The following is a 13,378-nucleotide window of genomic DNA, read 5'->3' as shown; positions in this document are numbered from 1 at the left end:
CAGGGAACCGTCAGACATGGTAATTAAGAAATAGTAACTTCTGATTAAGGGTGAAGCCTTATTCAGTTACAGAATAAAAAGATGTTAGTAAGATATAAGCCTCATTGGCTATATCATTATTATACAAAGGAGGGGGTAAAATGCTGAACATTCCAGAAAAAATAAAGGAGCTATTTCGAGCAGATAATTTAAGTGCTGCCACACAGCGACATATAAAACTACGTTTTTTTGATGAAGAAATAAGAATAATTTATCCGGAAGATACCCTGTTCTCTTCCGATGATTTATTTCCAGTTGATCAGGAGCCAGTGTACGTCATTGATAATAGCCAGATAATTTCTGAATCTATGACAATAACAGAGAGTTTGTGCTCAGGCCAGAATTTAACTTTTGGTGAGTGTTGCGCTTCAATGTTTGAAGTTACGGTTGCTGATGTATTAATGGATCTGACCGGGAAAGAGTTTATGGTCACTGTTGAGATCGGCGGCTATGAAATGGCGTTGGGGATTTACAAGGTTGACAGCTTTGTTCGGGAACAGGCGGACCGACGGCGTAAGAGAATAACTGCTTATGACCGTATGCTGAATTTTGATATTGATGTTGCTGACTGGTACCAAGGATTGACTTTTCCAATGACGTTAAAACAGTTTCGGGATTCTCTTTGTCAGCATGTGAGTATTGCCCAAATAACAGCTACGCTATCTCTTGATGATATGGTGCTTACTAAAACAATTAATCCGGAGCAGTTAGATGGCAGAAAAGTATTAATGGCTATTTGTGAGATAAATGGATGCTTTGGAAATTTTGATAAGACTGGCCGACTCACTTATAAGTTTCTGGGTACTTCCGGTTTGTTCCCCTCTGAATCTTTATATCCAGATGATGAATTGTTCCCCTCGGAAATGACCAATGCAGAAACATTATCTTATTATAAGCAATCAGAGACACACTATGAGGATTATGTGGTGTATTCGATTGACAAGGTACAGATCCGGCAAGAGGAAGGGGACGTAGGTGCGTCATATGGACCGGGTACTAATTGTTATGTGGTTCAGGGTAATTATCTGGTTTACGGAAAAACAGCAGAAGAACTGATTTCGATTGCGTCAACGGTCTATGATCAGATTTCTGGAAGAATATACAGACCATGTCATGTCGTTGGTCCGGCATTGCCATGGGTAGAAGTCGGGGACGGAATCATTTGTTATACTACGGACGATGTGATTGAAACCTATTGCCTTGAACGAACTTTGAAAGGCATACAGGGAATGACAGACACCTACGTTGCAAAAGGCGATATTGAGCAAGAACAAAGCTTTGGACTTGGAGATCAGATTATTCAGTTAGAGGGAAAAACTGCTGTAATTAAAAAGTCCGTGGAGGAAGTTTCTGTCCGAGTTACGGATTTAAAAGAATTTACGGAAGCCCAGGTAAAGATCATGGCTGATAACATCACGGCAGAAGTGACAAGGGCACAGCAGGCAGAAGCATCACTTAGTATTAAAGCGGATCAGATCGCTTTGTCGGTGACGAATCTTAAGAATGAAACCAATTCTAAGTTTATCCAGACAGCGAATGAGATATCATTGAAAGTAAGTAAGGGGGATGTGTCTTCCCAGTTATCGGTAGAGAGTGACAAGGTCACTATTTCGGGAAACCGCCTTATTGTAAACAGTACGAATTTTCAACTTGATGGGAATGGGAATGCCGTATTCAGCGGTGATGTAAGAGGTGCCAATATCTATGGTGGTGGAATGTATGGTAGTTACATTTATGGATCAACAATTGAATCGGATGTGATGAAAGCCAGTGATACTTATGTTGAATTTGGCGATTATAGAGTTACTGTTGATAATACGGGGGCATTAATAAGTAAAGATGGAAGTGTTCAATTATGGACTAAGGGTCCAGGTTGGAATATGCCAGTTGTTTTTGTAGGTGGAGAAAACGGAACATCTGTAACACCACAATCAGTGAATAGTAAATATCTAAACGCTGTTAATGATGTTAGTATTGAAGCTCTTGCAAACGAAACCGGCTGGGGTGATAGGTGGACATCCGTTAAAGAAAATATTGTTGCCTTATGGAGTGAAATAGAAAATATTAAAAATTCTTTCTAAAATATTGATAAGCCAAAAGATAAATGGTAATATATATTGTATATAAGGAGGTATTTATGAAATTATTGAAAAAGATATTTTTATTAACATTTTTGCTATCTGCTTTTACTTCTCTTTGTGCTTTCGCCGCAAGCATTCCTGGGGAAATAAAACTTCCTAAAATTCCAGTTCCATCCACAGAGGAAAAAAATGAAGATCGAACGCTTGATTATAGATGGGTATGGCTGAAAGATGATTTATGTGTACGTTTTAAAATACCTTCAGAAAACATTACCAGAGCTGATTTACAGAGAAGATTTGATATAGGAGCTATTTCCTTATGGAGTGAATGGAATCCCAATAATATGAGTGACAATTGGGCTAAGGTTAGAGACACCTACACTGGCAAATGGTCCCAGTCTTCAGAAGGTATCTGGTCATTTGAATTTGACGATAAGACTATCCCGGTCGGAGTTACTAAGATAGACGGCGTTCTGTATGCATTTACAGGATACGGAGAACTGAAAGAAGGATATGAGTATTACAGCGGAATGAAAACTGCAGCAGACGGGCTTGTAAAGGCTGACAGCACAGAGTTTACCCAATGGCTCACAACTCAGTATCTTCCTGAGTGTACAAGCCACGAATAAATACAATATGATTACTAAGGGCAGGGATTTGTTCCTGCTCTTTTGTTGAATAATTATCCTATTTGTGGTATGTTTTTATTAAATCACACATGGGAGGGATATGGTATGAAGAAAGTGCTTTTATTTTTACTTATGGTTTTAATGTTAACTGGTTGTTCAGCGGAGAAAAAAGTTGAATTACCAGATGCTGAAAGTCTTTTGACTGAATTAAAAGGGAAAAATACAAATTTGGATAAAATCCAAGCTTTCACAGCGGAGACAGACCCGAATGAAAAATTGGGTCGACCGGGTAACTATATCAGTAAGGCGGATTTTTCCGATATGCGCTTAGATCAAGAAGGATCGGAATATTTAGTGGGCGGTACACTGGAAACCTTTTCATCAAAAGATGATTGCAAGAAAAGGGCGGATTACTTGAACAAAATGAATGATCAATCTCTAGGATTTTTAGCATTGAATCAATATGTATATCCGTATGACAAAGTGTTGCTGAGAATTGATTACAAACTAACATCAGAACAAGCAGAAGAGTATAAAACACAATTTGACGAGATAATGAAACGATATGAATAGTAATAGAGGGCGAGGATTAATTTCCCCGCTCTTTTTGTATGCAGAAAGGAGGAATTACATTGAAAAAGCTAATCACATACACAGAGGAACAGGTGATACAGATTACTGGACTTTTGGATGGAGTGGCCACTACTGGCATTCAGAATGCAAAACAGATAGCTGTTATAGCACAGATTATAGAATGTGGGGTACCTGCAGGAATTAAAGAAGAGCCGAAAAAGAAAGAAGGTAAGGTCTAATGGCATATAAGAAATTCTACTATGGAACAGACTGGCAGAATCTTCCTTCACAGAAAACAGCACTCAACCGGAAAAACTTAATACACTTAGAAAATGGTGTTGAAGAAGCCGATAACAGGATTATCCACTTGGATGAAAGTAAAGCTGACTTGTCTCTACTTAATACTATGGTAAAAGATGTAACGCTGGGTACCAAGACCGGAATTCTTACCGTTACTCTATTAGATGGCACGACAAAGTCTTATGATCTGGATATTGAAAGGGTAGTGACAAACTTTGATATCAATGACGATAACGAGTTAGTTCTTACTCTGGCAGATGGTACTCAAAAAGTTATCAATTTAACTAGGTTCGTTTATTCTGTAGAAAGCACCGCCACAATCTCCATGACAATCACTGATCGTACCATGACCGCCTCTATTATAAATGGTTCGGTCACCATGGAGAAGTTAGATTCTGCCATACAGACGGAGTTCAGACAGTACATGCTTGACGCTCAGGCAGCGAGGGATGCGGCTCTGAATTACCAAAAGTATGCAAAGCGGTATTCATTGGGAGATGAAGATTTTCCGGGAAGTGAAACAGATAATGCAAAGTATTATTATGAACAAGTAAAAGAGGATGCAAAAACTTCCGGCCAGAATGCTCAATTATCTGCTGATAGTGCAGCCGTATCTACCACGCAAGCAGGAATCGCAGTAACGAAAGCAGCTGAGGCAACTTCGGCGGTAAACAGTACGGCAGCGGATGTATTAACTGCTACAAAAAAGGCTAATGATGCGGCAGTCAGTGAACAAGCAGCCAGAGAAAAAGCAGCCGAAGCGTCAGCCAGTGAAGAGGTAGCAAATCGTAAAGCCGAGGAAGCAGAAGCCAGTTCACTGCAAGCTAAACGTTTTACTAATGGTGGTATAGTACCAGAAGATGCCGAAGACAATGCAGAGTGGTATTATAAGCAGACCAAGGAACTTAAAGCTCAGGTAGATGCGGCGGCTAAAATATCTATACCACAATTTCGTGTAGATCCGGTTACAATGAAACTTATCAGTGACACGGAAGCCAAAGGTATGAGGTTCTGGTATGACAGTGGAAAATTTTATGGAGAGGAGACAGCATAGATGGCAGTAGAATATGGAACAATCGGGATTCGCCCAAGAGGGGAATGGGACCCAGATACAAAATACGATTTACTTAATTTAGTTGTTTACGATGGAAGCAGTTATGTAGCTCACACAGCCCCACCAAAAGGAACTCTGCCAACGGATACAGCATATTGGCAAGTATCAGCCCAGGGGACAGGAAAGGCTACGGCTGACAGCGTAGGAACGATTAAGCCAGATGGAACAACAACGGAGGTAAGTACTGATGGTGCTTTAAGTGTAAAACAGGCTACTCAGACAACCGCTGGTATCGTAAAGGGCAGTGAAGGGATAAAGGTTGGGGAAGAAGGAAGCATTGATGTTAATACCCAATTTACCCAGGCTACAGAACTTGCGAACATTATAGCCGGTGAAGCAATAGCAGAAGTATTGGGGAAGGTATCTAAGAGTATTGCTACAACAATGAATTTAGATCAGAATGCGTTGCTTAAAAATATGCTCACCAGTATTGATGTGAATGACTCGAATAAGGTCCCAAATTCAGCACTTATACATACATTGATTGAGCGGATCGGCATGGGAACAGAGCTGACTGCAGGGGCTAATTTGACGGCGGCATTTAATGCGTTAAATAGCGATTTAGGTAATATAGGTACATTTCAAACTTCCTTTGCAATTAACAAGACCATTCCCTCGAGTACAAAGGATTGGTTATGTGATTGGCTTACTATTACTCCGGGGACTTATTTGGTAGGTTTTACCTCACAGCCTATGCCGGATGTTGATACCTATTTAAAAATAACAGATGGAGAACCGACGAGTAGTACATCACCACGAGAATTGTTCCTTGTTGGTTCCGGCTCAGCAACAAAAATTATAAAAGTTACAAGCAACAAATATATGTCAGTTGTTATAAACAATCGTTCCAGTGTAAATTATATTGTGTATTCAGATCCATCTGCATACTTCGCTTGGGCACTAAGACTTAAATGATCATTTTAATACCCAATTGCAACCCAGTATGTACCATCTGTTCCATTGGCGTTTATGGCACTACCAAACATTGCGTATTGTGTATTAAATGTAAATCCGGTTGCGGATGCCGTTTTGATTTTTGCGGTATAGTAGTAATTATCATTATCTCCTGCCACGGTTAATTGTATTGATGGGGTGTTGTTAAAAGTAATCGGAAATGTTATATTGCGCTCGTTGGTATATCCCCAGCACACTTTAAATCCATTCGGAAACGAATAATATCCACCCCCACCCGTATCATTTGTTAAATCGCTATTTAACATAGAACCGGAGCTGTCCGAAACAGCAGAAAGGAAATAAATATGTGGATTAAAAAAAGAATGTACGCTGAATTAAAAAGAAGATCAGCCGTCCTCAAAAAAAGTACTCAAGGGCGGCTGTTAGGCTATGAAAAAACATTTAATGATGTCAATTACAACACAGAAAATCTAATTAAACCAATGAAAGACAAAGCAGTTAATGTAAAATCGAATGCTGCACCCAGTACGCTTCGTTAGGATGTATTGCTAAAATGTTACATTCATCGCTTACTGTTTGTAGGCATTGTCCGAAACGCATTAATCCAGAAACTGTACTGACTACGAATCGTAAAAAATCAATAGAATCTTGCATGGTGAATTTAGTATAATCAAAATGAACAAGATCGGAACTTATTAAGTGAGAAACATAATCGTTTTCTCCAGAATAAGTAATCCCTGCTGTACCAGAATAAATGTTAATCTCAGGATTTTTAGTGTTGCTGGATATCATGATTCTTTCACCATGGTAGTATCCACATAATGTAAAAATAGTATTATCGCTTTCCTTCATTTTGTTCTTGAAATAAGTTGCGAGTATAAGCAACCAATTCAAAGGATCTTCATCAGCTAAGGGATTAAGTTTAATATATTTTTCTATTACTGCGGATATGGGACCATTGTCTATAGAAGCCGTACCAGCATATGATAGCCCATATTGATTTTCAATCAGAAACAATTTATCTTCGGTAGATGATTGATGTATCTCATAATTAATTCCTGATCTATTGTACGTAGCGGTTATTAGTTTGTCGGCGCACATAATTATACCATGATGATTATAAAAAGCTAAGGCTAAAGACATTTTTAATTCTCCTTTCTTTTGTACTTGGTGCTCAGCCACCTGTGATTCCATTATATGGAAATAAAGAGAGGAAAGCAAGATTACAGTATCGCTATTTACCGAACCAAATAAACTAATAAACCAGTCCCTATATGGGGCTATTTTTATACTCAGAAAGGAGTTTTATAATGATGAAATATCAAAAAATCAAACTAGCAAATGGGAGCGAGTATGACATCGTTCCTGGAGGTCTTAGGGAGAATGATGATACCCTGACCATTATTGCGCTGATGGGTAAACATATCCTTGCAGAAGTTGACGAGGAAACTGACAATCAAACCAATACAGCAAAAATACTTCTCCTAAATATAGAAGGTGAACAGGAGGATATCAAAAAAGATTATATTTATCAGACAGAATGCAGGAAGGTTAAAGATTATGCAGTCGGCCGGGAGAGTATAGACACCGGAGAAAAAGACGAACAGGAAAATCCAATCACAGAGTACCAGGAAGTAAAAGAGACCGTTGTATTCATCGAACTTAAAAAAGCAGATATCCGAAAAGAGGTAGATACAATAAAAGATAGTTTAGGTGCTTTGTTGTTAAATAACTTAAAGGAGGTGCAGTAATGTTTGAAATGCTAATGTGGTTATATGATGGTGGGAAAGGTAAGCTGACGGTCCCCATGCTGGCAAATGCTGTAATTAAAGGCTGGATCACAGATAATCAGAAGAAGGAAATTCTGGCAAGTAAAATTTAGGAAAGAACGAGGTTGTCTATCAATGCCTACTGAAATAATGGTAGCTCTTATTGGATTAGCAGGAAGTGGGATAGGGACTTTTGCCGGAATAGTGGCTTCTTCCAAACTGACCAATTACCGTATAGGTCAGTTAGAAAAGAAAGTTGATAAACATAACACTGTGATTGAACGTACTTTTAGACTAGAAGAACAGATGAAAGTTGCAAATCACCGCATAGCGGACTTAGAGGAAAAAGGAGATTGATATTATGGAACAGATTATGAATTATGTAAAACCGGAACTTATCGTAGTGGCAGTGGTGCTTTACTTTTTAGGGCATGGAATTAAACAGAGCCAGACAATCAAAGACAAGCATATTCCTTTGGTAAACGGAGCCACTGGAATTGTGCTTTGCGGAATTCATGTGCTGGCTACAAGTGGCTGTCAGACAGGGCGGGAAATAGCTATGGCCGTGTTTACGGCTATTACACAGGGAGTACTTGTCGCCGGTCTAAGTACATATGTAAATCAGATCATTAAGCAGAATGGCAAAGCCGAATAAATCCGATGCGGTAATTCCCGTTTCGGTTGTAATATTCACAAATTTATGGCCTTGGGATTCCGAGGCCTTTTTGATTGGAGGAAATAATATGCAGATCAATAAGAAAGTATTTTTAGGTGGAACCTGCAATGAAAGCCAGTGGAGAGAAGGTTTAATCCCTATGCTGTTAATTGAATATTTTAACCCAGTGGTTCCGGATTGGACACCAGAGTGCATGGAGGAGGAAATAAAGCAGCGTGAAGTATGCGATTATTGCCTTTACACGATTACACCACGAATGATGGGCGTATACAGCATTGCAGAAGTGGTAGATGATAGCAATAAACGTCCTCAAAATACTGTTCTTTGCGTATTGAAAAAAGACGGTGAGTTGACATTCAGTAAATGGCAAATGAAGTCATTAGGTCAGGTTGCTCGCATGGTCAAGTCAAATGGTGGACAATGTTTTGATAATCTCAATGATGTAGCGGGTTACTTAAACGCAAAAAAGGAGGAAAATCATGAGCAATGTAGTAAATGATTTAATAACAAAGGCAAAATCCTGGACAGGCTACCTTGAAAAAGCAAGCAACACCAATCTTGATGATTTCACAGCCAATGCCGGAAGTAATAACTATACCTGCTTTGCCAGAGATTACAAAATACATACTGGATACAACTTACAGGGACAGCCATGGTGTGCTATGTTTGTATCAGAAGCATTTGTACAGATGTATGGGGTGAAAGCTGCCAAGAAGATGCTAGGTGGTGCTCTGTACCATTATTGTCCAACCGGGGTAAATCTGTATAAAGCAGCCGACAGATGGTACACGACTCCGGAGCCTGGGGACGTGATTTTCTTTTATAATGGTACTAGGGCATATCATACTGGTATTGTCACAGAAGTTACGAGTAACCGAGTAAAGACCATTGAGGGTAACACTTCCGGGGCGAGTGGAGTGATTGAAAATGGTGGAGGTGTCTGTCAGAAGTCTTATAGTCTGAAGGATAGCAAGATAATGGGGTATGGTAGACCTGATTGGAGTATCGTTCTGACAGAAAAGAAATCCGGCTGGAAATCAGAGGACAGCGGCTGGCGGTTCTATAACGGTGATACCGGCGAGTGCGTCCGTAATGACTGGGTGCAGGATCAGGGGAAATGGTACTGGTTTGATGGTGCCGGTATGAGAGTAACGAATACCTGGTACAAGTATAACGGTGCATGGTATTACTTAGGACCTGACGGCTCAATGTGCCAGTCACAGTTCGTGGAAAACTCTGGGAAGATCTACGCAGTGGACACTGATGGCAAAATGGTCACAGAGCCGGTGACTCTCACGCCAGATCAGGATGGGGCACTGCAATACCCTGGAATGGCAGAATAAAAATATACACGTGAATATTTCACAAAAGTCGGTATTGCCTATGTTGCCAAGAAATATAATTGACGATTTTGTTCAAATCTTGTTAGTTGCCATAAATCATATTATAAATATTTATATTGTTTACTGGATATTTGGAATCTACATGTAGAAATAAATATCAATACATGTTATTATAAATTATAACTTAGTGCAAATATATTGCAAGTGTGAATTATATGAAGAAAATGTATTATGAAAACACTAAAGATGGAGATGAATTTATGAAACTGCTTATTTTACATTTAAGTGATATTCATTTACGCAACAGAGAAGATGCTTTTAAAATTGATGTTGATAAAATGGTACAAGGTTTAAATTCTATTGGACCAGCTGATGAATGTTTAATTGCAATTAGTGGAGATTTAGCTTTCTCAGGCTGTAATAAGGAATATAGAATTATGAGCAGTTTATTGGGGGCTATAATTAAAAAGTTGGTACAGAAAAAATTTCCCAATAAACATATCCATATCTGTTGTGTCCCAGGAAATCATGATATAGATTTTGACAAAATAGCAAGAGGGTTTGATGAAATAAATGAAGCTCAAAAAATAAATTGCTTAGAGAATATCATTAATCATGATATTGAATGCATGAACCAATTTTATGCCTATGCAAATTATCATAAATGTTTTTCAGATGATAAAATTATTTCGAAAAGAGTGATAAACGTAGGAACTAATAGTATTAGATTGGTAATGTTAAATACTGCACCACTATCGCTTTTAGGCGGAAATAGTGTGGATATGGGTATACATTGTTTATTAGATAATGATTTAAAACAATTAGAGGAAGCTGCAGACTTAGAAATTAATATATTAATTATGCATCACAGCCTGGAATGGTTTTCATCCTATTGTAAAGATAAATTGAGAAAGATTATTGCAACTAAGTATTCTTTAGTATTAACGGGACATGAGCATGAAATAGTCGGAGAAAATATTGATATTAATAATTTGGGTAGATTGCAATGCGTCCAAGGAAATGCTTTATTGGGTTCTTCTGAAAACGGAAATGGATTTGTGGGAATTATAATAAATTTAGAATTAAACTCTATAAAAGGATATTCTTATATATGGGAAAAGGATTTTTATTGTCCAAGTGAAATTATTAATGAAAAGTTAAAGATCATTCAAAACGGATTTATTAAGAATAGAAAAAATTATATTGAAAATTTTAGATATAATGATGATAAAGAACTAATAGAAAATTACTTTATCTTTCCTAAATTATCATGTAAACAAGTTGGAAATGATGAAGAAATAAATTCCATTGAAATAGATGTTAGTTCAGAGCTAATAAGTATAATTAAACAAAATGATAGAATTTTGTTTTTGGGAGAAAGAAAATCAGGTAAAACCACAATAGCAAAAAAAATATACCTTACCTATTGCAATAGTGGTAAATATCCATTGTTTTTCAATATTGAAGATTTAAACTTAAAGAAAATTGATCGATTAGTACAAATTGAATTTGAAGAGCAATATGATAGTTCGGATTCTGGATATAGTAGGTTTTTGCAAATAGATATAGAAGATAGAATTGCATTAATTGACGGAGGCGAATTATTAAATAAAATACAGTTAGAAAAAATAATGAGTTACTTTGAAAACTTTTTTTCTAAAATAATTATTTTTAGCGAAGAGAAAATTAGCTTTGATATTCACAAGCAAGTAGTAGATGCATTTAATGATAAAAGAACTGTGGAAATCTCAATAAAACCGTTTTGGTATAATAAGAGAAAAGAATTGATTAAAAAAGTATTAGAGAGTGGCGGGCAAACTTTACAAGATATAAAAATTGAAACTAATAAAATTAATGATCTTATTAATTCACAAATTAAGTATTTTAATTTAACACCGGATTTTATAATTAATTTTATTAAGCAGTATATAAGAGACTATAGGTTTCAGTTTATGACTGGAACAAGTATATTTAGTGTTGTTTATGAAAATACTGTAAGAAATCGAATTATTGATAATGCTGAAAATATTGATGTAAATCTCGTATTAAATATATTGCGTGAAATTGCATACTTTATGCATTTTGATAAAAAACGATTTATAAATCTTGATGAAATCAATGATATTATTTCAATTTATAAAAAAGATTATAGGCAAAAAGTAAATGTACGTTTATTTTTAGATGCCGTAACAAACGCAAAAATATTAATTGAAGTAGATAATTGCTTTAGATTCAAAGATCATACTATAATAGCTTATTTTGTGGCACAGGCAATTAATCAAAAATATAATCAAGATGAAAATATAGATAATAATATAGATTATCTATTAAGTCATCTTTGCTTTAACATAAATAGTGATATAGTTCTATTCCTTGCTTTAATAACAAATAATCCCAAATTTATAAACGCAATAATCGATGGTGCGAAAAAGCATTTTAAAGATATTGAAGAATTAGATTTTGATAAAAATAATATGGAGTTTTTAACTGAAAATGATATTCCAATTAAGAACTCTATACCGAATAAAGATGAGAAAAAAAAACGTGATGATGCTATTGCTAATCAAGAAGAACAAGTAAAAATATCTGAGCTAATTGAAATAGTTAATGAATATGAATATACGGAGGAAGATTTAAATAAGTTAGAAAATCAGGTGGTAATTTCAATTAAATACTTAGAAATTTTATCTAAGACGTTACCTGCTTTTTGTCATAATATGAAAGTAAGTCAACAAGATATACTAGTAGAACTAATATATCGTTACCCAAATAAATTTCTTTTTTCACTTTTAAATGACATAAATAAGAATTTTGAAAGTTTCGTTGAAGATTTGTATAAAGAAATATCAGAATTGAGAAAGGAGAAAAATATATCAGAAGTTGACATCAAATCCGTTCGAAAGTTTATTGGACAGATATCAGCAGTTCTTGTTTTGACTATTTATCAATTAGTATCCAATACTGCTTCTTCTGATCAATCAATAGATGCATTAGATTCTTTTGATTGGAATAAAAACACTAATTATAAAATAATGAATTTAATGATGAACGTTAAAACCCTAAACGTATCTGATTTCACTAGAAAAGCAATTAAATTGGATAGACAACTTAGTAGTAAATTAGAAAAATCTATGGTTAGATATATTGTTAGAAGTTATTTTTTAAGTCATGATGACATAGAGATATATGGAGATGCTCAAAGGCTATTGGATCATTTTTTTGGACATAAGGAAACACCTGTGAGTGAAAAAAGAAAGATTAAAATTGAAATGGTAAAAGGAAAAATACAAAAAATAGACCACACCTAAGGCATTTTGATTATCACAGACAATGCCCAGCTGTAATAATTGTATATTGAGTGTGGTCAATATAGTATATGCAGTTTCTTCAAAATAATACTACTTCTGCTACTCACGAAAAAGCATAATCATAAAGATAGTGTTTTTTTCAGATACTGTCAATAGTTTTGCGCAAATTAAATTTTAACTTAACCGCCTTTCTAACAACTTTCGGGGGGACTCGAACCCCCGACCCATGTATTACGAAGAAGGTAGTCTGTAAAAAAACGATATGCAAAATTTGTGCATCGTGATATGATGGTATTGTAGAGTGGCGGAAAGGGAAGCGGAAGCCACATGAATATTAATGATAATACACTTAGATCAATTAATATAATACATTTCAATGGTAATTCAATTAATCTCAATGATACGTGCATGTCGCATACAATTTTCCAACAGGGACAAATATTGGAGGCAGCTATCTATGAAAATATGATAATTATTACTCCTGCAGATATAGTAAAATAGAAAGGGTGCCGCTCTACAAAATTACTTTTTATAATATTTTTCATACCTACGTGGTTGCCTGATATATTGTGATTCGATTTGAGGTTTTGATTTTCCATAAAATCCGCAGCATTCATTCTTAATGAAACAT

The 13,378-nt window shown here is 36.0% G+C and carries 15 protein-coding genes; 13 read left to right on the top strand and 2 right to left on the bottom strand.

The features are described from left to right. The first annotated feature begins 140 nt into the window (after positions 1 to 140). The 6 genes from EFT72_RS13980 (at position 141) to EFT72_RS19495 (ending at position 5,651) form a co-directional block, all read left to right on the top strand. On the top strand, positions 141 to 2,120 hold the full coding sequence (locus EFT72_RS13980) for a tail fiber domain-containing protein (RefSeq protein ID WP_124067534.1): 1,980 nt from the start codon (positions 141 to 143) through the stop codon (positions 2,118 to 2,120). Between the two features lie 56 nt (positions 2,121 to 2,176). Further along, positions 2,177 to 2,749, top strand: coding sequence for a hypothetical protein (locus tag EFT72_RS13975; protein ID WP_124067533.1), 573 nt, complete (start codon positions 2,177 to 2,179; stop codon positions 2,747 to 2,749). A 105-nt stretch (positions 2,750 to 2,854) separates the two neighbouring features. Then, complete coding sequence (locus EFT72_RS13970) at positions 2,855 to 3,322, top strand: lipoprotein (RefSeq protein ID WP_124067532.1); 468 nt, start codon at positions 2,855 to 2,857, stop codon at positions 3,320 to 3,322. Positions 3,323 to 3,381: 59 nt separating this feature from the next. Beyond that, complete coding sequence (locus tag EFT72_RS13965; RefSeq protein ID WP_124067531.1) at positions 3,382 to 3,561, top strand: hypothetical protein; 180 nt, start codon at positions 3,382 to 3,384, stop codon at positions 3,559 to 3,561. Then, the gene (locus tag EFT72_RS13960; protein WP_124067530.1) at positions 3,561 to 4,676 is read left to right on the top strand and encodes a hypothetical protein; all 1,116 of its coding nucleotides are present in this window, start codon (positions 3,561 to 3,563) and stop codon (positions 4,674 to 4,676) included. Before EFT72_RS13965 ends, EFT72_RS13960 begins: the two co-directional genes overlap by 1 nt. After that, positions 4,677 to 5,651 (top strand): hypothetical protein, encoded by a 975-nt coding sequence (locus EFT72_RS19495; RefSeq protein ID WP_206426658.1) that lies wholly within the window; start codon positions 4,677 to 4,679, stop codon positions 5,649 to 5,651. Between the two features lie 5 nt (positions 5,652 to 5,656). Here EFT72_RS19495 and EFT72_RS13950 read toward each other — a convergent pair whose 3' ends face one another. Both EFT72_RS13950 and EFT72_RS13945 read right to left on the bottom strand, forming a co-directional pair. After that, positions 5,657 to 5,956: a hypothetical protein gene (locus EFT72_RS13950; RefSeq protein ID WP_124067529.1), complete on the bottom strand. Its 300-nt coding sequence runs from the start codon at positions 5,954 to 5,956 to the stop codon at positions 5,657 to 5,659. 193 nt (positions 5,957 to 6,149) lie between these two features. Then, entirely contained in the window at positions 6,150 to 6,833 is a 684-nt protein-coding gene (locus EFT72_RS13945) for a hypothetical protein (protein ID WP_124067528.1), read from the bottom strand. A gap of 128 nt (positions 6,834 to 6,961) precedes the next feature. Here EFT72_RS13945 and EFT72_RS13940 point away from each other — a divergent pair, with 128 nt between their 5' ends. The 7 genes from EFT72_RS13940 (at position 6,962) to EFT72_RS13910 (ending at position 12,747) form a co-directional block, all read left to right on the top strand. Further along, complete coding sequence (locus EFT72_RS13940) at positions 6,962 to 7,402, top strand: hypothetical protein (protein WP_124067527.1); 441 nt, start codon at positions 6,962 to 6,964, stop codon at positions 7,400 to 7,402. Further along, positions 7,402 to 7,533 (top strand): XkdX family protein, encoded by a 132-nt coding sequence (locus EFT72_RS13935; RefSeq protein ID WP_124067526.1) that lies wholly within the window; start codon positions 7,402 to 7,404, stop codon positions 7,531 to 7,533. The genes EFT72_RS13940 and EFT72_RS13935 overlap by 1 nt, the downstream gene beginning before the upstream one ends. A 22-nt stretch (positions 7,534 to 7,555) precedes the next feature. After that, entirely contained in the window at positions 7,556 to 7,777 is a 222-nt protein-coding gene (locus EFT72_RS13930; protein ID WP_124067525.1) for a hypothetical protein, read from the top strand. A 4-nt stretch (positions 7,778 to 7,781) separates the two neighbouring features. Further along, a complete protein-coding gene (locus tag EFT72_RS13925) occupies positions 7,782 to 8,075 on the top strand; it encodes a phage holin family protein (protein WP_206426657.1) in 294 nt (97 codons plus the stop codon). A gap of 88 nt (positions 8,076 to 8,163) precedes the next feature. After that, the gene (locus tag EFT72_RS13920; RefSeq protein WP_124067523.1) at positions 8,164 to 8,595 is read left to right on the top strand and encodes a nucleoside 2-deoxyribosyltransferase domain-containing protein; all 432 of its coding nucleotides are present in this window, start codon (positions 8,164 to 8,166) and stop codon (positions 8,593 to 8,595) included. Then, positions 8,576 to 9,439, top strand: a complete 864-nt coding sequence (locus EFT72_RS13915; protein ID WP_124067522.1) for a CHAP domain-containing protein — start codon at positions 8,576 to 8,578, stop codon at positions 9,437 to 9,439. The genes EFT72_RS13920 and EFT72_RS13915 overlap by 20 nt, the downstream gene beginning before the upstream one ends. A gap of 260 nt (positions 9,440 to 9,699) precedes the next feature. Next, positions 9,700 to 12,747, top strand: coding sequence for a metallophosphoesterase (locus EFT72_RS13910; protein ID WP_164473164.1), 3,048 nt, complete (start codon positions 9,700 to 9,702; stop codon positions 12,745 to 12,747). Positions 12,748 to 13,378 lie beyond the last annotated feature (631 nt).

Origin of the sequence: Clostridium sp. E02 (assembly GCF_003833015.1) — a bacterium.
Taxonomy (GTDB): domain Bacteria; phylum Bacillota; class Clostridia; order Lachnospirales; family Lachnospiraceae; genus Lacrimispora.
Note: the sequence above shows the minus strand (reverse complement) of the source record. Positions and strands in the feature narration are given on the sequence as shown.

Bases quoted from the DNA above. Each gene is read 5' to 3' on its own strand.
- EFT72_RS13935 (WP_124067526.1), top strand. From the start codon at position 7,402: ATGTTTGAAATGCTAATGTGGTTATATGATGGTGGGAAAGGTAAGCTG.
- EFT72_RS19495 (WP_206426658.1), top strand. From the start codon at position 4,677: ATGGCAGTAGAATATGGAACAATCGGGATTCGCCCAAGAGGGGAATGG.
- EFT72_RS13960 (WP_124067530.1), top strand. From the start codon at position 3,561: ATGGCATATAAGAAATTCTACTATGGAACAGACTGGCAGAATCTTCCT.
- EFT72_RS13980 (WP_124067534.1), top strand. From the start codon at position 141: ATGCTGAACATTCCAGAAAAAATAAAGGAGCTATTTCGAGCAGATAAT.
- EFT72_RS13970 (WP_124067532.1), top strand. From the start codon at position 2,855: ATGAAGAAAGTGCTTTTATTTTTACTTATGGTTTTAATGTTAACTGGT.
- EFT72_RS13930 (WP_124067525.1), top strand. From the start codon at position 7,556: ATGCCTACTGAAATAATGGTAGCTCTTATTGGATTAGCAGGAAGTGGG.
- EFT72_RS13940 (WP_124067527.1), top strand. From the start codon at position 6,962: ATGATGAAATATCAAAAAATCAAACTAGCAAATGGGAGCGAGTATGAC.
- EFT72_RS13920 (WP_124067523.1), top strand. From the start codon at position 8,164: ATGCAGATCAATAAGAAAGTATTTTTAGGTGGAACCTGCAATGAAAGC.
- EFT72_RS13975 (WP_124067533.1), top strand. From the start codon at position 2,177: ATGAAATTATTGAAAAAGATATTTTTATTAACATTTTTGCTATCTGCT.
- EFT72_RS13925 (WP_206426657.1), top strand. From the start codon at position 7,782: ATGGAACAGATTATGAATTATGTAAAACCGGAACTTATCGTAGTGGCA.
- EFT72_RS13910 (WP_164473164.1), top strand. From the start codon at position 9,700: ATGAAACTGCTTATTTTACATTTAAGTGATATTCATTTACGCAACAGA.
- EFT72_RS13950 (WP_124067529.1), bottom strand. From the start codon at position 5,956: ATGTTAAATAGCGATTTAACAAATGATACGGGTGGGGGTGGATATTAT.
- EFT72_RS13915 (WP_124067522.1), top strand. From the start codon at position 8,576: ATGAGCAATGTAGTAAATGATTTAATAACAAAGGCAAAATCCTGGACA.